General features: G+C 71.4%; 16 protein-coding genes. 6 read left to right on the top strand and 10 right to left on the bottom strand.

Features of this window, described 5'->3' with window-relative positions; translation table 11 throughout:
- Window positions 1-53 precede the first annotated feature (53 nt).
- Complete coding sequence (locus OO52_RS12765; RefSeq protein WP_030643502.1) at window positions 54-971, bottom strand: quinone oxidoreductase family protein; 918 nt, start codon at window positions 969-971, stop codon at window positions 54-56.
- A gap of 127 nt (window positions 972-1,098) precedes the next feature.
- Here OO52_RS12765 and OO52_RS12760 point away from each other — a divergent pair, with 127 nt between their 5' ends.
- Window positions 1,099-1,536 (top strand): MarR family winged helix-turn-helix transcriptional regulator, encoded by a 438-nt coding sequence (locus OO52_RS12760; RefSeq protein ID WP_030643500.1) that lies wholly within the window; start codon window positions 1,099-1,101, stop codon window positions 1,534-1,536.
- Window positions 1,537-1,555: 19 nt separating this feature from the next.
- Complete coding sequence (locus OO52_RS12755; protein ID WP_030643499.1) at window positions 1,556-2,077, top strand: isochorismatase family protein; 522 nt, start codon at window positions 1,556-1,558, stop codon at window positions 2,075-2,077.
- Between the two features lie 204 nt (window positions 2,078-2,281).
- Here the strand turns inward: OO52_RS12755 and fdhD are convergent, their stop codons facing one another.
- The 5 genes from fdhD to OO52_RS12730 are packed head-to-tail and all read right to left on the bottom strand — an operon-like array spanning window position 2,282 to window position 8,713.
- A complete protein-coding gene (fdhD, locus tag OO52_RS12750) occupies window positions 2,282-3,130 on the bottom strand; it encodes a formate dehydrogenase accessory sulfurtransferase FdhD (RefSeq protein ID WP_030643497.1) in 849 nt (282 codons plus the stop codon).
- Window positions 3,131-3,137: 7 nt separating this feature from the next.
- Window positions 3,138-3,998, bottom strand: a complete 861-nt coding sequence (locus OO52_RS12745; RefSeq protein WP_030643495.1) for a 2Fe-2S iron-sulfur cluster-binding protein — start codon at window positions 3,996-3,998, stop codon at window positions 3,138-3,140.
- Window positions 3,995-5,818 (bottom strand): NADH-ubiquinone oxidoreductase-F iron-sulfur binding region domain-containing protein, encoded by a 1,824-nt coding sequence (locus OO52_RS12740; RefSeq protein WP_030643493.1) that lies wholly within the window; start codon window positions 5,816-5,818, stop codon window positions 3,995-3,997. The genes OO52_RS12745 and OO52_RS12740 overlap by 4 nt, the downstream gene beginning before the upstream one ends.
- 7 nt (window positions 5,819-5,825) lie before the next feature.
- Window positions 5,826-7,745: a molybdopterin oxidoreductase family protein gene (locus tag OO52_RS12735; RefSeq protein WP_030643491.1), complete on the bottom strand. Its 1,920-nt coding sequence runs from the start codon at window positions 7,743-7,745 to the stop codon at window positions 5,826-5,828.
- A complete protein-coding gene (locus OO52_RS12730; RefSeq protein WP_030643489.1) occupies window positions 7,742-8,713 on the bottom strand; it encodes a 2-dehydropantoate 2-reductase in 972 nt (323 codons plus the stop codon). Before OO52_RS12730 ends, OO52_RS12735 begins: the two co-directional genes overlap by 4 nt.
- Window positions 8,714-8,996: 283 nt before the next feature.
- Here OO52_RS12730 and OO52_RS12725 point away from each other — a divergent pair, with 283 nt between their 5' ends.
- The 4 genes from OO52_RS12725 to OO52_RS12715 all read left to right on the top strand — a co-directional run bounded on the left by OO52_RS12725 (window position 8,997) and on the right by OO52_RS12715 (window position 12,379).
- Entirely contained in the window at window positions 8,997-10,325 is a 1,329-nt protein-coding gene (locus OO52_RS12725; protein WP_030643488.1) for an OFA family MFS transporter, read from the top strand.
- On the top strand, window positions 10,300-10,428 hold the full coding sequence (locus tag OO52_RS53960) for an MFS transporter small subunit (RefSeq protein ID WP_267881521.1): 129 nt from the start codon (window positions 10,300-10,302) through the stop codon (window positions 10,426-10,428). The genes OO52_RS12725 and OO52_RS53960 overlap by 26 nt, the downstream gene beginning before the upstream one ends.
- 138 nt (window positions 10,429-10,566) lie before the next feature.
- Window positions 10,567-11,514, top strand: coding sequence for a beta-ketoacyl-ACP synthase III (locus OO52_RS12720; protein ID WP_030643486.1), 948 nt, complete (start codon window positions 10,567-10,569; stop codon window positions 11,512-11,514).
- 187 nt (window positions 11,515-11,701) lie between these two features.
- Window positions 11,702-12,379, top strand: a complete 678-nt coding sequence (locus tag OO52_RS12715; RefSeq protein ID WP_030643484.1) for a GntR family transcriptional regulator — start codon at window positions 11,702-11,704, stop codon at window positions 12,377-12,379.
- Window positions 12,380-12,605: 226 nt separating this feature from the next.
- Here the strand turns inward: OO52_RS12715 and OO52_RS12710 are convergent, their stop codons facing one another.
- The 4 genes from OO52_RS12710 to frc form a co-directional block, all read right to left on the bottom strand.
- Entirely contained in the window at window positions 12,606-14,003 is a 1,398-nt protein-coding gene (locus OO52_RS12710) for an OFA family MFS transporter (protein ID WP_030643482.1), read from the bottom strand.
- 2 nt (window positions 14,004-14,005) lie between these two features.
- Window positions 14,006-15,394 carry an OFA family MFS transporter gene (locus OO52_RS12705; RefSeq protein ID WP_030643479.1) on the bottom strand — a complete coding sequence of 463 codons (1,389 nt, stop codon included), beginning with the start codon at window positions 15,392-15,394 and terminating at the stop codon, window positions 14,006-14,008.
- 116 nt (window positions 15,395-15,510) lie between these two features.
- Window positions 15,511-17,709, bottom strand: a complete 2,199-nt coding sequence (locus tag OO52_RS12700) for an acetate--CoA ligase family protein (RefSeq protein ID WP_234339514.1) — start codon at window positions 17,707-17,709, stop codon at window positions 15,511-15,513.
- A 4-nt stretch (window positions 17,710-17,713) separates the two neighbouring features.
- Window positions 17,714-18,955, bottom strand: coding sequence for a formyl-CoA transferase (frc, locus tag OO52_RS12695; RefSeq protein WP_030643475.1), 1,242 nt, complete (start codon window positions 18,953-18,955; stop codon window positions 17,714-17,716).
- Window positions 18,956-18,962: the final 7 nt, after the last annotated feature.

Below are 18,962 nucleotides of genomic sequence, written 5' to 3'. Positions count from 1 at the left end.
GTCCCATGAACGGTAGTTGGGAGTGGCGCGCGTCACAAGAAGCGTGCGTGTGGTCACGGGCGCAGGACGACCTTGCCGAGGTTGGCCCGGCCCGTGATCGCCTCGTGTGCCGCCGCCGCGTCCTCCAGGGCGAACTCCCCGTGCACGGCGGGCTTCAGGGTGCCCTCGGCGAAGAGCCGCCACAGCTCCTGCCGCCACCCCTCGTACAGCTCCGGCCGACCGCGGGCGATCAGCGCCATCTGGAAGCCGATCACCGACTTGGCCCCCACCAGCAGGTCGTACGCCTGGATGGTGCCGCCGCCCGAGCTGTAGGCGACCAGGCGCCCGTGCGGGGCGAGGGCCGCGAGGGCCGGGGTGAGCAGGTCGCCGCCGACGGCGTCCAGGACGCAGTCGACGGGATCGCCCCAGCTCTCGTCGTCGTACCGCACGCAGTCGTCCGCGCCGAGCGAGCGCACGAAGTCCGCCTTCGTCCGCCCGGACACGGCCCCCAGCACCCGCCCCGCGCCCCGCGCCCGCGCGAGCTGCACCGCGAGATGCCCGACGCCGCTCGCCGCCGCCGTGACGAGGACCGACTCTCCCGGTGCGAGGCGGGCCGCCTCCAGCGCCCCCGACGCCACCAGGCCGCCGCGCACCAGCGCCACCGCGGTCACGGCGTCGGCGCCCTCCGGCACCGGTGAGGCCATGGCCTCGTGCAGCAGGGCGTACTCGGCGTACCCGTGGCCGAAGCACAGCCCGGTCACCCGGTCGCCGGCGCGGAAGCGGGTCACGCCCTCGCCGGCCGCCGCCACCTCGCCCGCGATCTCACCGCCCAGCGGCACCGGCTTGGCGGCCTCGGTCACCTTGCGGACCACCGGCAGGGTGACGCCGACGGCCGCGCAGCGCACCAGCAGCTCACCGGGGCCGGGCGCGGGAACGGGAACCTCCTCCACGAACAAGGGGCCGCCGGTGGCCTCGTACCGGACGCGACGCATCGAACCTCCAGGGGCCGGGCGCACCCGGCGCGAGCGATCGTTGGGGATACCCATGAAATCGTTGGGAGGCCCAACGGTAGAGGGGATTCGTTGGGAAGTCCAATGATTCTTCGGCTAGGCTGCCGTCATGGCCGAAGCACCCCTGCCCGCGATCCGCTCCCTGCCCAGCTGGCTCCTCGGCCGGGCCGCCGCGCGGGGCCGCGCCCTGGTCGCCGACGCGCTCGCGGCGGAAGGGCTGAGGATGTGGCACCACGTCGTCCTCTCCGCCGTCCGCGACCTCGCCCCGGTCGCCCAGGCGGACCTCGGCCGCAGCGTGCGCCTCGACCCCAAGGACGTGGTCGGCATCCTGAACGACCTGCAGTCCTCCGGTCTGGTCGAGCGCGCCCCCGACCCCCGCGACCGGCGCAAGAACGCCGTCTCCCTCACCGAGGAGGGCGCCCGCCTCCTCGTGCGCTGCGAGAAGGCCGCCCGCGAGGCCAACGACGCACTGCTCGCCCCGCTGTCGGCCGCCGAACGCGATCAGTTCATGGGCCTGTTGATCCGGATTTCCGGCACGGACGGCTGACGACGGCTAACGTTCCGTCATGACCGCAGCTCCCGTGCTCGATCCGCAGCGCACCGCCCTCATCCTCATCGACCTGATGGACCGCATCGTCGCGCTGCCCCTGGAACCCCGCAAAGGCACCGAAGCGCTCGCCGCCGCCGAGGAGTTGGCCACCACGTTCCGCCGCGCCGGTGCGCTCGTCGTCCTCGTGCGGGTCGAGCGCCCCGCCGTCGCCGAACAGCCGCCCGGCAGCGGACTGGTGTCCGGCCTGCGCCGGGACGGCGACCTGGAGGTCGTCAAGCGGACCCTCGGCGCCTTCCAGGACACCGTCCTGGACGAACGGCTGCGTGAACGCGGCATCACCACGCTGGTGTTCGGCGGCATCGCCACCAACCTGGGTGTCGAGTCCACCGCCCGCGCCGCCGCCGACCTCGGCTACGACCTCGTCTTCGCCGAGGACACCATGGCGGCGTTCACCGCAGCCGAGCACGAGGCGTCCGTACGCCTCGACTTCCCGAGACTGGGCACGGTGACGAGGTCGACGGACATCGACTTCGCCTGAACGGCCCCCGAAAAAGGGCAAGGACCCACCAAGTCCGGCTGTCCCCTCGCGTCGGCCGCGAAGAGAGCCGCAGGGGGCGCGCCGGTCTCTCGACACCGGCTGAGGCGCCCCCGGAGGCGAACGAAGCCAAAAGTGACGGGACCCCGCGGGCGCAGGGGGCGCTCCCCGCCGGGCGGGGTCCCGCCGCCGTGCCGCGGGGACCGGTCAGCCCTGGGCGGCCGCCTCCCGCAGGGCGATCCGGTCCTGGCCCGCGTACACGTTCATCGAGCTGCCCCGGAGGAAGCCCACCAGGGTCAGCCCCGTCTCGGCGGCCAGGTCCACCGCCAGCGACGACGGCGCCGACACGGCCGCGAGCACCGGGATGCCCGCCATCACCGCCTTCTGCGCCAGCTCGAAGGAGGCCCGGCCGGAGACCATGAGGATCGTCCGGGACAGCGGCAGGGCGTCGTTCTGCAGCGCCCGGCCGACCAGCTTGTCGACCGCGTTGTGCCGGCCCACGTCCTCCCGGGTGTCCAGCAGCTCCCCGTCCTCGCTGAACAGGGCCGCCGCGTGCAGGCCCCCGGTCCGGTCGAACACCCGCTGGGCCGCCCGCAGCCGGTCGGGAAGGCTAGCGAGCAGCTCGGGGGTGACCCGGAGCGGGGGAGTGTCGGCGATCGGCCAGCGGGCGGTCGTACGGACGGCGTCCAGGCTGGCCTTGCCGCACAGCCCGCACGAGGAGGAGGTGTAGACGTTGCGCTCCAGGGTGAAGTCCGGGAGCGTGACGCCCGGCGTGGTCTTCACGTCGACCACGTTGTAGGTGTTCGAACCGTCCACCGTGGCGCCCGCGCAGTAGACGATGTTCTGCAGGTCGGACGCCGTGGCCAGCACGCCCTCGCTCACCAGGAAGCCGGCCGCCAGCGCGAAGTCGTCGCCGGGGGTGCGCATGGTGATCGCGAGCGGCTTGCCGTTCAGCCGGATCTCCAGTGGTTCCTCGGCGACGAGCGTGTCCGGCCGGGTGGAGACCGCCCCGTCCCGGATGCGGAGGACCTTGCGTCGTTCCGTGACTCGTCCCATTGTCTGATCAGCCCCGGTTCTGTACGTGCTGGTAGCCGAAACGGCCCTTGATGCAGAGGTTGCCGTGGGTCACCGGGTTGTCGTGCGGTGAGGTGACCTTCACGATCTCATTGTCCTGCACGTGGAGGGTGAGTGTGCAGCCCACCCCGCAGTAGGCGCAGACCGTGGTCGTCTCCGTCTGCCGCGACTCGTCCCAGTCGCCGGCCGCCCGCAGGTCGAACTCCCGCTTGGCGGACAGCGCCCCGGTCGGGCACACCTCCACGCAGTTGCCGCAGAACACGCAGGCCGAGTCGGTCAGCGGCGCGTCGTGCTCCACGGCGATCCGCGCGTCGAAACCGCGCCCGGCGACCGAGATCGCGAAGGAGTTCTGCCACTGGTCGCCACAGGCGTCGACGCACTTGTAGCAGAGGATGCACTTCGCGTAGTCGCGCACGTACAGTTCGTTGTCGATCTTCGGATCGTCGTTCAGGCGGGCCGCGTCGGGGCCGAACCGGTCCGGCTTCGCCTCGTACTCCTTGATCCACTCGGCGACCCGTGGCGTGGTCGACAGGTCGGCCGAGGAGGCCAGCAGCTCCAGGACGATCTTCCGGCTGTGCCGGACGCGCTCGGTGTCCGTGCGCACCTCCATGCCGGGCTCGGCCCGGCGCGAGCAGGCCGGCACCAGCGTCCGCGACCCCTCGACCTCCACCACGCACACCCGGCAGGCGTTCTTCGGGCGCAGGGTGTCGCCCTCGCACAGCGTCGGGACGTCCTTGCCCGCGGCCCGGCAGGCGTCGAGGACGGTGCCGCCCTCGGGAACCCGGGCCTCCTGCCCGTCGAGCGTGAACTCGACCAGCCGGCGCGGCACCCCGATCGGTATCGCGGTCATGTGTAGGCCCCCAGACGGTCGATGGCGGATTCCACGGCGTTCCACGCGGTCTGTCCCAGACCGCAGATCGAGGCGTCCCGCATCGCCCGGCCGACCTCCCGCAGCAGGGCGACGTCGTCCGCGGCACCGGCGCCGGTGCGGTCCGCGATCCGGCGCAGCGCCTCCTCCTGCCGCACGGTCCCGACCCGGCAGGGCACGCACTGTCCGCAGGACTCCTCCCGGAAGAACTGGGCGATGCGCAGCAGCAGCCGCGGCAGCGGCACGGTGTCGTCGAAGGCCATCACCACCCCGGAGCCCAGCGTGGTGCCGGCCTCGCGGGTGCCTTCGAAGGTGAGCGGGAGGTCCAGCTCGTCGGGCCGTACGAACCCGCCGGCCGCCCCGCCGAGCAGGACCGCCCGCAGCCCCGCCCGCACCCCGGCCAGCGTAAGCAGCTCGCCCAGCGTGGCACCGAACGGCAGTTCGTAGACCCCGGGCCGGTCGACACTGCCGGAGACGCAGAACAGCTTCGGCCCGGTGGAGCGCGCGGTGCCGATCGCCGCGTACGCCGGGGCGCCCATGGTCAGGATCGGCAGGACGTTGACCAGTGTCTCCACGTTGTTCTCGGCGGTCGGCTTGCCGAACAGGCCCTTCTCGACGGGGAAGGGCGGTTTGCTGCGGGGCTCGCCGCGGTGGCCCTCGATGGAGTTGAACAGGGCCGTCTCCTCCCCGCAGATGTAGGCGCCGGCGCCGCGCCGGATCTCGATGTCCAGGTGGTAGCCCTGGCCGAGGATGTCGTCGCCGAGCAGACCGCGGGCACGGGCCTGGTCGATCGCGTGCTGGACGCGGCGGACCGCTCGCGGGTACTCACCGCGGATGTAGACGAAGGCCCGGTGCGCGGAGACCGCGTACGACGCGATGGTGATCGCCTCCACGAGCGCGAACGGATCGCCCTCCATCAGCACCCGGTCCTTGAAGGTCCCCGGCTCCGACTCGTCGGCGTTGCACACCAGGTAGTGCGGGTGGTCCGGCTGGGACGCCGTGGCCTGCCACTTGCGGCCGGTGGGGAAGGCGGCGCCGCCGCGCCCGACCAGGCCCGCGTCCGTCACCTCCCGGATCACCCCGGCCGGCCCGAGCTCGAAGGCCCGGCGCAGGGCCGTGTAGCCGCCGTGCGCCCGGTAGTCGTCCAGCGAGGACGGGTCCACCACACCGACCCGGCGCAGCAGCGTCAGCGAGGGGTCCCCCGCCTGCGGCACCGCCGCCACGGCCGGCGGCTCCTCGGGCGCCGCGTCGGGTGCGCCCGCCGCGTCGACGGCCTCCGTCACGGACGCGGGCGCCGACACCGCCGTACGCACCGGGTCGCCCGCCCGGACCGCGAGCGCGGCCGGTGCGCGTTCGCACAGGCCGAGGCACGGGCCGCGTTCGACGCTCACCCCGCTGCCGGGGCCGAGCCGCGCCTCGATCCCGGCGCACACCTCCTCGGCACCCGCGGCCATGCAGGCCAGGTCGGTGCAGACGTGCAGCACCGTCGCGGGGCGCGGCCGGACGGAGAACATGGCGTAGAAGGTGGCCACCCCGTACGCCTCGGCCGGCGGCACCGTCAGCCTGCGGCACAGATAGCCGAGGCCGCCCTCGCTGATCCAGCCGACGCGGTCGTTGAGGGCGTGCAGCCCCGGCAGCAGCAGATCGCGCCGGTCGCGGGCCGCCCGGCCGCCACGCGCCCACCGCAGGTCGGCGTCGGTGCGGTCCGCTCCCTCCCAGGAGGATTCCGGGGGGCCCAACAGCGCGTCCACGGCGGCGCGTTCCTCGTCCGTCGGTTTGCTGTCGCCGAAGTGCAGGTCCACGGGTGGGTCACCTCACATAGGTCACTACGGGCAGCTTCTCTATCCGGATCGCCGACGCCTTGAACTCCGCCGTCCCCGCGATCGGGCAGTTCGCCTCGATGGTCAGCTGGTTGGTGTCGACCTCGTCGGGAAAATGCATGGTCATGAAGGCGAGGCCGGGCCGCAGGGCCGTGTCGATCCAGACCGGGGCCACGACCGAGCCCCGCCGTGACGACACCCGCACCTCCTCGCCGACGACGACCCCGTACCGCTCGGCGTCCTCCGGGCACAGCTCGATGTACTCGCCGCGCCGCAGCGGGGAGGCGAAACCACCGCTCTGCACACCGGTGTTGTAGGAGTCCAGCCGCCGGCCGGTGGTGAGCCGGATCGGGTACTCCTCGTCGGTGAGGTCCACCGGCGGATCGTGCTGCACCAGCCCGAACGGCGCCGGCCTGCCCCGCCGGCCGGGATCCGGCTCCCACAACCTGCCGTGCAGGAAGGGCGGTTCGAGCTCGTCGGTGCTCGGACAGGGCCACTGGATGCCCTGGTGCTCCTCCAGCCGGGAGTACGTCATCCCGTAGTGGTCCGGGGACACCGACCGCAGCTCGTTCCACACGGCCTCCGAGTCGGCGTACTTCCAGTCGTGGCCCAGCCGGGCGGCCAGGTCGCAGATGATGTCGATGTCCTCGCGGGCCTCGCCGGGCGGGGTGACGGCCCGCCGCACCCGCTGCACGCGCCGCTCGCTGTTGGTGGTGGTGCCCTCGGTCTCCGCCCAGCCGGCCGTCGCGGGCAGGACGACGTCCGCCAGCTCGGCGGTCTTCGTGAGGAAGATGTCCTGGACGACGAGGAAGTCCAGTGCCTTCAGGCGGCGCACGGCCTGCTCGCTGTCGGCCTCCGACTGGGCCGGGTTCTCCCCGACGCAGTACACCGCGCGCAGCCTGCCGTCCTCCATCGCCTCGAACATCTCCGTCAGGTTCAGCCCGTAGTGCGGCTGGATGACGGTGTTCCAGGCCGACTCGAACTTCAGCCGGACGTCCGCGTCGAGGATGTCCTGGAAGCCGGGCAGCCGGTTGGGGATGGCGCCCATGTCGCCGCCGCCCTGCACGTTGTTCTGCCCGCGCAGCGGCTGGAGCCCGGAGCCGTAGCGACCGACATGGCCGGTGAGCAGGGAGAGGTTGATCAGCGCGCGGACGTTGTCGGTGCCGTTGTGGTGCTCGGTGATGCCGAGCGTCCAGCAGAGCTGGGCGCGTTCGGCGCGGGCGTAGGCGTGCGCCAGCTCCCGGATGGCGCGGGCCGGTACGCCGGTCACCTTCTCGGCCAGGGACAGCGTCCAGGGCTCGACCAGCTCGCGGTACTCCTCGAAGCCGGTGGTCGCCCGCCCGACGAACGCCTCGTTCACCAGCCCGGCATGGATGATCTCCCGGCCGATCGCGTGCGCCATCGGGATGTCGGTGCCGACGTTCAGCCCGAGCCAGCTCTCCGCCCACTCGGCGGTGGAGGTCCGGCGCGGGTCGACGGCGTACATCCGGGCGCCGTTGCGGATGCCCTTCAGTACGTGCTGGAAGAAGATCGGGTGCGCGAAGCGGGCGTTGGAGCCCCACATCACGATGACGTCGGTGTGCTCGATCTCCTCGTACGACGAGGTGCCGCCGCCGGAGCCGAACGCGGCCGACAGCCCGGCGACACTGGGCGCGTGACACGTCCGGTTGCAGGAGTCGACGTTGTTGGTGCCCATCACCACCCGCGCGAACTTCTGCGCCACGTAGTTCATCTCGTTGGTGGCACGGGCGCAGGAGAACATCCCGAACGCGTCCCGGTTGCGCTCCAGGCCCCGGGCGGCGCGGTCCAGCGCCTCCTCCCAGCTCGCCTCCCGGAACGGCTCGTCACGACGGTCGCGCACCAGCGGACGCGTCAGCCGGGTGTAGGTCTTCGGTTGCCGGTTCCTCATGCGGCGCTCCTCAGCGCGAGCAGGTCCGAGATGGCGTGCACGGTGCGCAGGGTGGGCACCTCCACGCCGGTGATCTCCGCGAGTTCGACCACGGCGGCGAGCAGCACGTCCAGCTCCAGCGGCTTGCCGCGCTCCAGGTCCTGGAGGGTGGAGGTGCGGTGGTCGCCGACGCGTTCCGCGCCGGCGAGCCGGCGCTCGATGGAGACGCCCACCTCGCAGCCGAGGGTCTCGGCGACGGAGAGCGTCTCGCGCATCATCGTCTCGATGACCCGGCGCGTGCCGCCGTGCAGGCACATCTGCCGCATGGTGGCACGCGCCAGGGCGCTGATCGGGTTGAAGGAGATGTTCCCGAGCAGCTTCAGCCAGATGTCGTTGCGCAGGTCCGGCTCCACGGGGCACTTCAGCCCGCCGGCCTGCATGGCCCCGCTCAGCTCCAGGCAGCGCGCCGAGATGCTGCGGTCGGGCTCGCCGAGGGAGAACCGGGTGCCCTCCACGTGCCGCACCACGCCGGGGGCCTCGAGTTCCGTCGCCGCGTAGACGACACAGCCGACGGCCCGTTCGGGGGCGAGGACCGCGCTGACGGCGCCGTCCGGGTCGACGCTCTCCAGGCGGCGGCCGTCGTAAGGGCCGCCGTGCCGGTGGAAGTACCACCAGGGGATGCCGTTCTGCGCGGCCACCACCGTGGTGCGCTCGTGCAGCAGGGGTGCGATCAGCGGCCCGCACGCCGCGTACGCGGTGGCCTTGAGGCCCAGGAAGACGTGGTCGACCGGGCCGACCTCGGCCGGGTCGTCGGTGGCGTGGGGGTGCGCGGTGAAGTCACCGCGCGGGCTGACCACGCGCACGCCGTGCCGCCTCATGGCCGCGAGATGCGGTCCACGGGCGATGAGGTGCACGTCGGCGCCGGCGCGGTGGAGCGCGGCACCGACGTAGGCGCCGATCGCACCGGCGCCGAGGACTGCGACTTTCACGAGGACGCTCCGTTCGGTTTGAGGGATACCGCGGAGGTGAGGACGGGGAGCCGGCGGAAGCGTCGGCTGAATCCTGTCGACGAAATATTGTCTACAGTATGGAGTTGGCGTCAGCAAGGGTTCGGGCGGCGACCGTTGCAGGCATCGCGCGGCGACCGTCGCGGGGCGAGGCGTCGAACCCGGGCTCGCGCGGCGACCGTTGAGCGCAGCGCGCATACCGTTCACCGCATACGGTCGACGGCCGTCTTCTCAACTCCCGTGCGCCGCCCTACCGTCCGGCGTCATGAGCAGCCCCCCTGTCGCACCCCCGGGCTGGAGCCGCTGGCTCGTCCCGCCCGCCGCCCTCTCCGTCCACCTCTCCATCGGCCAGGCCTACGCCTGGAGCGTCTTCAAGCCGCCGCTCGAATCCGCGCTGGGTCTCGACGGCACCCAGAGCGCGCTGCCCTTCCAGGTGGCGATCGTGATGCTCGGGCTGTCGGCCGCGTTCGGCGGCACGCTCGTCGAGCGCAACGGTCCGCGCTGGGCGATGACCGTGGCCCTCGTCTGCTTCTCCTCCGGCTTCCTGATCTCCGCCCTCGGCGCCGGGACGAAGCAGTACTGGCTGATCGTCCTCGGCTACGGCTTCGTCGGCGGGATCGGCCTCGGCATCGGCTACATCTCGCCCGTCTCCACCCTGATCAAGTGGTTCCCGGACCGCCCGGGCATGGCCACCGGCATCGCCATCATGGGCTTCGGCGGCGGCGCGCTGATCGCCTCGCCGTGGTCGGCCCAGATGCTCGAATCCTTCGGCTCCGACAACGATGGCATCGCCCTCGCCTTCCTGGTGCACGGGCTGGCGTACGCCGCCTTCATGACCCTCGGCGTCCTCCTGGTCCGTGTGCCGCGCACCGAGAAGCCCGTCGAGAGCGGGCCGAGCGCCGTCGAGGGCGTGCAGGTCTCCGCCCGCGAGGCCGTGCGCACCCCGCAGTTCTGGTGCCTGTGGGTCGTGTTGTGCATGAACGTGACGGCCGGCATCGGCATCCTGGAGAAGGCCGCGCCGATGATCACGGACTTCTTCGCGGACAGCTCCACCCCCGTGTCGGCCTCGGCCGCGGCCGGCTTCGTCGCGCTGCTGTCGGCCGCCAACATGGCCGGCCGCATCGGCTGGTCCTCCACCTCCGACAGAGTCGGCCGCAAGAACATCTACCGCGTCTACCTCGGTGTCGGCGCGCTGATGTACCTGCTCATCGCGCTGTTCGGGGACACGTCGAAACCGCTGTTCGTGCTGTGCGCGCTGGTGATCCTCTCCTTCTACGGCGGCGGCTTCGCGACGATCCCCGCCTATCTGAAGGACCTCTTCGGCACCTACCAGGTCGGCGCCATCCACGGCCGGCTGCTGACCGCCTGGTCCACGGCCGGCGTGCTCGGGCCGCTGATCGTCAACTGGATCGCCGACCGGCAGGAGGCGGCCGGCAAGCACGGCTCGTCGCTGTACGGGCTGTCGTTCGGCATCATGATCGGCCTGCTCGTCGTCGGCTTCGTGGCCGGCGAACTCGTCCGTCCCGTCCACCCCCGCCACCACGTCCCCGCCCCGAAGGAGGCCGCAGATGTCCAGCGACAGCAGCCCGCCTAGCCGAAGGGGCCTGATCGCCTTCTCCTGGCTGTGGGTGGGCACACCCCTCGCCTACGGCCTGTACGAGCTGGTGCGCAAGGCGACACAGCTCTTCACGGGCTGAAAGGTCGGGCGTCCGAGGGCCTGAGCGAAGCCGACAACCCGGGCGCCCGATTCCTGTGGCTTCACCTGCCGTCGTACTCGCGAGTCACTCATCAGACTGGTGGATCCCGCTACCCACGGCACGAGGGGATACCCCGGCATGAACGGCTCGCGCATCGCCGCCATCGGTCACTACCAGCCCGCCAAGGTGCTCACCAACGACGACCTGGCGGGCATGGTCGACACCAGTGACGCGTGGATCCGCAGCCGGGTGGGCATCCGGACCCGGCACATCGCAGGCCCCGACGAGCCGGTCGACGAGCTCGCCGCGCACGCCGCCGCCAAGGCCCTCGCCGCGGCCGGACTCGCGCCGCACGACATCGACCTGGTGCTGGTGGCCACGTCCACCGCGATCGACCGCTCCCCGAACACCGCCGCCCGGGTGGCGGCCCGCCTCGGCATCCCGCGGCCGGCCGCGATGGACGTCAACGTCGTCTGCGCCGGTTTCACCCACGCCCTCGCCACCGCCGACCACACGGTCCGGGCGGGCGCCGCGACCCGTGCGCTCGTCATCGGCGCCGACAAGATGTCCGACGTCACCGACTGGACCGACCGCTCCACCTGCGTCCTCGTCGGCGACGGGGCGGGGGCGGCCGTGGTGGAGGCGTGCGGGCCGGACCGCGAGCCCGGGATCGGACCGGTGCTGTGGGGATCGGTGCCCGAGATGGGGCACGCCGTGCGGATCGAGGGCACGCCGCCGCGGTTCGCCCAGGAGGGGCAGAGCGTCTACCGCTGGGCCACCACCCAGTTGCCGGCCATCGCCCGCCAGGCCTGCGAGAAGGCCGGGGTGGCACCCGAGGACCTCGCCGGGGTCGTGCTGCACCAGGCCAACCTGCGGATCATCGAGCCGCTGGCCGAGAAGCTCGGCGCCGTCAACGCGGTGGTCGCCCGCGACGTCACCGAGTCCGGCAATACCTCGGCCGCCAGCATCCCGCTCGCCTTCTCCAAGCTGACCGAACGGGGAGCGCTCAGCACCGGGGATCCGGTGCTGCTGTTCGGGTTCGGCGGAAATCTGTCGTACGCCGGTCAGGTCGTGCGGTGCCCCTAGCGGACGCCCGGTGCCCATACGAGCCGTGGGGGGCTCAGTTGCGTACTCGGCCGGATTGCCTCGTGCTTCCGTACGCCTGGTGCTGAATACTGTGCACCGTAGACTGTAGACGAAAGACAATTGATACTGAGCCGACAGTGAGCGTCTCAGGGTCCACGCGTTCAGACCTGCTCAGGAGGGGACCGCGATGTTGTCGACCGGACTGCCGCAGGGGGCGGTGCCCAAGCTGGAACGGCCCGGCCCGCTGCGTGAGCGCGTCTACGAGGCGCTGCTGGAACTCATCACCACCCGCGCTCTGCAGCCCGGCCAGCACCTCGTGGAGAGCGAACTCGCCGGGCACCTCGGCGTCTCGCGGCAGCCCGTGCGCGAGGCGCTGCAGCGGCTCAACACCGAGGGGTGGGTCGATCTGCGGCCCGCCCAGGGCGCGTTCGTGCACGAGCCGACCGAGGAGGAGGCCGACCAGCTCCTCACGGTCCGCACCCTGCTGGAGGCGGAGGCCGCCCGGCTCGCCGCCGCGCACGCGGACAGCGCCGGCATCACCGTGCTGGAGGAACTGTGCGCCGAGGGCGAGAAGGCGGTGGCGGCCGAGGACGTGGACCGCGCGGTCGCCCTCAACGCGGCCTTCCACGCCAAGGTGATGGAGCTGGCCGGCAACACCGTCCTCGCCGGACTCGCCGCCCAGGTGGACCGGCGGGTCCGCTGGTACTACACGCCGGTGGCCCGGCAGCGCGGCCGGCAGTCGTGGCGCGAGCACCGCGAACTGATCACCGCGATCGCCGCCCGTGACGAGCAGCGGGCCACCCAGCTGATGCGCGAACACACCGAGCACACCCGACGCTCCTACCACGAGCGGAACGCGACCTGACCGAGGCCTTCGTGGGGACCGGCCGCGCTGGTATCTGGGGCTGGGGCCGGGGGCGACTTGGCCGAGGCCTTCCGCCATGCGGTGAGGGCGCGGCCGGTCCGGGGGGTGGTGAGCCGGACCAGCTCACAGGGAACGCCCGGGCCGGGAACAGCCGGGGCGACGGAAGGTTCCCCGTCCCCGGTCGGCGAGCCGGTCGGGGACGGGGAACACCGGTCGGGCAGGGCGGTCAGGTGGCCGGGTGCGGCTTCGCGGCCGGTACCGGCTCGCCGCCACGGGTGCGGCCCGGCTGGCGCAGCAGGAGCGCGAGCGCCGCCGCCACCATCGAGACACCGCCGGCCAGCGCGTAGGCGCCGTTGTAGCCCCAGGCGCCGACCACCATCGAGCCGAGGCCGCCGCCGAACAGGCCGCTGACCAGCTTGCCGCTGTACACCAGGCCGTAGTTCGTGGCGTTGTAGTTCTCGCCGAAGTAGTCCGGGGTCAGCGCGGCGAACATCGGGTAGAAGGCGCCGCCTCCGAAGCCGGAGAGGAAGGCGAAGAACAGGAACAGCCACTCGCTCCTGACGTCACCGGCCCAGATGACGCCGAACTGCGCGAGGCCGAGGACGACGATGACGAAGACGAGGGTCGTCTTGCGCCCCCAGTGGTCCGACAGCCAGCCCACGACACCGCGGCCGATGCCGTTGATGACCGCCATCACGCCCATCGAGGACGCCGCGACCAGCGGGCCGAAGCCCACCTCCTTGGCGAAGTCGACCTGGAAGGAGATCCCGAAGATCGACACGCCGGCGGTCATCACGATGGAGATCCACATCAGGGGCAGCATCCCGGTGCGGATGGCCTCCTTGGGCGTGAACTGCCGTACGGCGGGCGGGTTCTTCGCCAGCGACCGGGCGTTCTTGCTGTCGCCGGAGAAGGAGAGCGGGTCGATGTCCGCCGGCCACCAGTTCTTCGGCGGGTCCTTGAAGAAGAACGCCGAGGCGAACACGACGATCATCACGTAGACGCCGATGAGGTCCAGGACCCGGTGGTAGTTCTCCGTGTCGAAGGCGTAGTTGAAGATGAAGATGAACGGCAGCGAGCCGTACGCGAAGCCGCCGTTGACGAACCCCGTGCGGGCGCCGCGCCGTTCGGGGAACCATTTGCCGACCATGTTGATGCACGTCGCGTACACCAGCCCGGCGCCGATGCCGCCGACCACGCCGAAGCCGAGGATCGCCAGCCACACGTCGTCCAGATGCGACAGGGCCAGGAACCCGACCAGGCACAGGCCGGATCCGGTGTACATCGCGCGGCGGGCGGTCAGGATGCCCTTCTCGCGCAGCCAGCCCGCCGGGAAGGCGATGCCGGCCTGGAAGAACACCCAGACGCTGAGGATCCAGAAGGTGTTGGACTGGGTCCAGCCGTGCGCGTGCGAGAGGGTGTCCTCCGCGGAGCCGTACGCGTACTCGAAGACGCTGATCGCCATCATGGCGATCCACGGCAGGTAGACCATGAGCTTGCGGGAGTGGCCGAGGATGTCCCGGTCGGTCTCGCCCACGCGGTAGACGCGGCCGTGCGAGTCGGTCACCTCGCGATAGGGACGTGGTGCGGCGTGCAGGTCGGCCGAGAGTGGATCTGCCGTCATGCTTATGCCATCTCCTCACCGAGGGGGTGCGGGTTGGGGACGATGCGCCGGGCCTTCGGCCTGCCCGGGGCCTTCAGGAAGAGCGCCAGCACCGCGGAGGCCAGCCCGACGGAGCCCGCGAGGACGAACGCGCCGTGGTAGTCCCACGCGTCGACGACGACCGCGCCCAGGCCCGAACCGACGAGCCCGGAGACGAGCTTCGAGCTGTAGACCATCCCGTAGTTGGAGGCGTTGTTGTTCTCGCCGAAGTAGTCCGCCGTCATGGCCGCGAACAGCGGGAAGATCGCCCCGCCGCCGAAACCGGAGACCATGGAGCACAGCAGGAAGAACGGCATGCTGCCCATCTGGCCGGACACCAGCACACCGAACTGCGCCGAACCGAGCACGACGCACACGATGATCAGCGTGTGCCGGCGCCCGTACCGGTCGGATATCCAGCCGATGACCCCGCGCCCGGTGCCGTTGACGATGGCCTTCAGGGACATCGCCGTCGCCACGATCCCGCCCGCGAAGCCCATGTCCTTGCCGAACGGCACCTGGAAGGCGATGCCGAAGATATTGATCCCGGCCGTGCACAGCAGACAGAACCACATCATCCACAGAACGGGGGTACGCGCCGCCTCCTTCGGGGTGTACTGCTTCACCGCCGGCGGGTTCTTCTCCAGCGCCCGGCGGATCTTCGGGTCGTGGGTCACCATGAGCGGGTCGACGTGCGCGGGCCACCAGTTCTTCGGCGGGTCCTTGAAGAACCAGCCGGCGGACGCCACCACCAGGCACAGTCCGATGCCGACCGTGACCAGCACGTTCCGGTAGTTGCTCAGGTCCATGTACGACGTGAACAGGAACACGAACGGCACCGAGCCGTAGGCGAACCCGCCGTTGACGAAGCCGGTCTTGCCGCCCTTGCGCTCCGGATACCACTTGCCGACCATGTTCACGCAGGTCGCGTAGACCAGGCCGGCGCCGATGCCGCTGCACATGCCGAAGCCGAGGTAGGCGACGGCGACATGCGGCGCGTACGCCAGTGACAGATAGCCCAGCAGTGTGCCGACCGCGCCGAGCAGCATCGCCGTACGGGCGGGCAGCCGGCCGCTCTCCCGCAGCTGCCCGGCCGGGAAGGCCACGGCCGCCTGGAAGAACACCCAGACGCCCATCAGCCAGAAGATGTGCCCGCTGCTCCACAGATGCGCCTCGTGGAGCGTGTCCTCCGCCGACGTGAACGCGTACTCGGCGGAGCTGATGCCCATCATGCCGACCCAGGGCAGGATGACCATCCAGGTGCGCCTGCGGCCCATGATGTCGATGTCGGACTCGCCGACCCGGTACACGCGTCCGTTCCGGTCCGTCACTTCCCGGTACGGCACGGACGTCGAGTAATCGGTCGTTCTCATCGCTCACCCCTTGCGTCGAAAGTTCTGGCCAGCGCCCCCTGTCCCATGCCTTTCGTGCGCAGACGGGTCCCGGGGCCGGCCGGCGCGCACCGCCGGCCGGCCCCGTTCCGCTCAGCTCATGAACCGCCCCCCAACAGGCCCGCCCGTCGCCCGCCACCACCCTCAGCGGAGGGGCCTTCGGCCCCGAGCCTTCCCGCTGCCCGCGCCCACCGGTACTTCGCGCCGAGCACCGCCACCGGCTTCTCGGTCGTGTACGGATACGCCACGACCCCCCGCTCGAACAGGTACTGGCAGGCCTCCTCGACCTCGACGTCACCGGCCAGCGACGCCACGACCGGCTTCTCGACACCCCGCTCGCGGAACTCGGCGACCACGCGCGCGGTGAGTTCGGCGAACACCATCGGCGGGGTGACGATCGTGTGCCAGTAGCCGAGCACCAGGGCGTGGATGCGCGGATCCTCCAGGCCCAGCCGGATCGTCGCCTCGTACGTCGACGGCGGCTCGCCCCCGGTGATGTCGACGGGGTTGCCGGCCGCGCCGAACGGCGGGATGAACCGGCGGAACGCCTCGTCCAGGTCGGGCGGGATCTCCATCAGGGACAGCCCGTTGTCCGTCACCGCGTCCGACAGCAGCACACCGCTGCCGCCCGCGCCGGTGATGATCACGACGTTGTCGCCCTGCGGAGTGGGCAGCACCGGCAACGCGCGCGCGTACTCCAGCATGTCGTTCAGGCCCGGCGCCCGGATGACCCCGGCCTGCCGGAGGATGTCGTCGTACACCGCGTCGTCGCCCGCGAGCGCGCCGGTGTGCGAACCGGCCGCCTTGGCGCCCGCCGCCGTACGGCCCGCCTTCAGGACCACGACCGGCTTCTTCGGCACGGTCGCGCGGGCCGCCTCCACGAACGCCCGCCCGTCCTTGAGGTCTTCGAGGTGCATCGCGATGCACTCGGTGTGCGGGTCCTCACCGAACCAGGTCAGCAGGTCGTCCTCGTCCAGGTCCGACTTGTTGCCGAGGCCGACGATCGCCGACACGCCCGTCTTGGTGGTGCGGGCGAAGCCGAGGATGGCCATGCCGATGCCACCGGACTGCGAGGTCAGCGCCACCCCGCCCTTGACGTCGTACGGCGTGCAGAACGTGGCGCACAGGTCCTGCCAGGTGGAGTAGTAGCCGTAGATGTTCGGGCCGAGGAGGCGGACGCCGTGCCGCTCGGCGATCGCCACGATCTCCGCCTGGAGCTCGTGCTCGCCGGTCTCCGCGAAACCGGAGGGGATCAGGACGGCGTTGGGGATGCCCTTGCGCCCCACCTCCTCCAGGGCCGCGGCGACGAACCGTGCCGGGATGGCGAAGACGGCCACGTCGACCTCGCCGGGCACGTCCGTGACGCTCTTGTACGCCTTGCGGCCCAGGATGTCGTCGGCCTTGGGGTTCACCGGGTGGATGTCCCCGGCGAAGCCGCCGTCGACCAGGTTGCGCATCACCGAGTTCCCGATCTTGCCGGGCTCGTTGGAGGCGCCGATCACGGCGACGGAGGAGGGCTGCATCAGCCGCCGCATGGAAGCGAGGATCTCCTCGCGCGAGTACTTCCTCCTCGGCACCGGCTGCCGCTCGGCGAGGAGGATCCGGATGTCGGCGGCGACCGCGCCGTGCGCCGTCGCGATCACCGGGTTGAGGTCCACCTCGGCGATCTCCGGGAAGTCCGCGACGAGTTGGGACACCCGCCGGATCTGCTCGGCCACCGCCCACCGGTCCACCCCGGCCTGTCCGCGGACGCCGCGCAGGATCTCCGCCGACCGGATGGAGTCGAGCATCGACAGCGCCTCGTCGGCGGAGACCGGCGCGAGACGGAACGTGACGTCCTTCAGCACCTCCACCAGCACGCCGCCGAGTCCGAACGCCACCACCTTCCCGAAGGTCGGATCGGTGACCGCGCCGACGATGACCTCCTGGCCCGCCGGCAGCAACTCCTGTACCAGCACGCCCTCGATCCGAGCCCCGGCGTCGTAGGCGCGCGCGTTCTCCACGATCCGGTGGAACGCGGCGCGCACGTCGGCCGCGCCCTCCACCCCCACGACGACCCCGCCGGCCTCGGTCTTGTGCAGGATGTCCGGCGAGACGATCTTCATCACCACCGGCCCGCCGAGCCGCGCCGCCGCGGCCACCGCCTCGTCCACGTCCGCCGCCAGTTCCTCGCCCGGTACGGCGATCCCGTACGCGTCGGCGATCACCCGGCCCTCGGGCGCGGTCAGCGCGGTACGGCCCTCGGCCCGCACCGACTCCAGCAGGGACCGCACCCGCAGTACCCGGTCCTCGGCCATCACGTCAGATCACTCCGTTCGACTTCAGCAGGCGCAGCTCCTCGTCGCCGAGGCCCAGTTCGCCGACGTAGACCTCTTCGTTGTGCTCGCCGAGGAGGGGTGAGCCGGTCACCTCCACGGGGGAGTCGGAGAGCTTGAGCGGGCTGCCGACGGTCACGAACTCGCCGCGCTCGGGGTGCGGGACGCGGACCACCATCTCGTTGGCGGCGAGCGAGGCGTCCTCGATGATCTCCTTGGTGGACAGGATCGGACCGCACGGGATGTTGTGCGCGTTCAGCCGCTCCAGCACCTCCCACTTGGGGAGCGTCGCCGACCACTCCTCGATGAGCTGGAACATCTTGTTCAGCTTCGGCAGCCGGGCCTCGGGGGTCGCCCACTCGGGGTCCTCGGCGAGTTCGGGCCGGCCGATGAGTTCGGTGATCGGCTTCCAGCCGACGGGCTGGACGATGACGTACACGTAGTCGTTCGGACCGCCCGGCGCGCACCGGACCGCCCAGCCCGGCTGGCCGCCGCCGGACGCGTTCCCCGAGCGGGGGACCTCCTCGCCGAAGTCCTCGTTGGGGTACTCGGCGAGCGGGCCGTGCGCCAGGCGCTGCTGGTCCCGCAGCTTCACCCGGCACAGGTTGAGCACGGCGTGCTGCATGGCCACGTTGACCCGCTGCCCGCGCCCGGTCCGCTCGCGCTGGAACAGCGCCGCGAGAATGCCCGCCACGGCGTGCACACCCGTCCCCGAGTCCCCGATCTGCGCCCCCGTCGCCAGCGGCGGCCCGTCCTCGAAACCGGTGGTCGACATCGACCCGCCCATGGCCTGCGCGACGACCTCGTACGCCTTGAAGTTGGTGTACGGGCCGTCCCCGAACCCCTTGATGGAGGCGTAGACGATCCGCGGGTTGATCTCCTTGATGCGGTCCCAGGTGAACCCCATCCGGTCGACCGCGCCCGGCCCGAAGTTCTCGACCATGACGTCCGAGCGCCGGATCAGCTCGGTGAGGATCTCCTTGCCGCGCTCGGTCTTGGTGTTCAGCGTGATGCTCCGCTTGTTGCAGTTGAGCATCGTGAAGTACAGGGAGTCGACGTCCGGCAGGTCCCTCAGCTGCTTGCGGGTGATGTCGCCGGTCGGCGCCTCCAGCTTGACCACGTCGGCGCCGAGCCAGGCGAGGAGCTGGGTGGCGGACGGCCCGGACTGGACGTGGGTCATGTCCAGGACGCGGATGCCGGTCAGGGCCTTGGTGGGCGTTCCAGTCATGCGGGCC

The sequence above is a fragment of the Streptomyces flaveolus genome, from assembly GCF_000716535.1.
GTDB classification, from domain to species: Bacteria; Actinomycetota; Actinomycetes; order Streptomycetales; family Streptomycetaceae; genus Streptomyces; species Streptomyces flaveolus_A.
The sequence above is the reverse complement of the archived record's forward strand: the minus strand, read 5'-3'. Positions and strand labels throughout refer to the sequence as shown.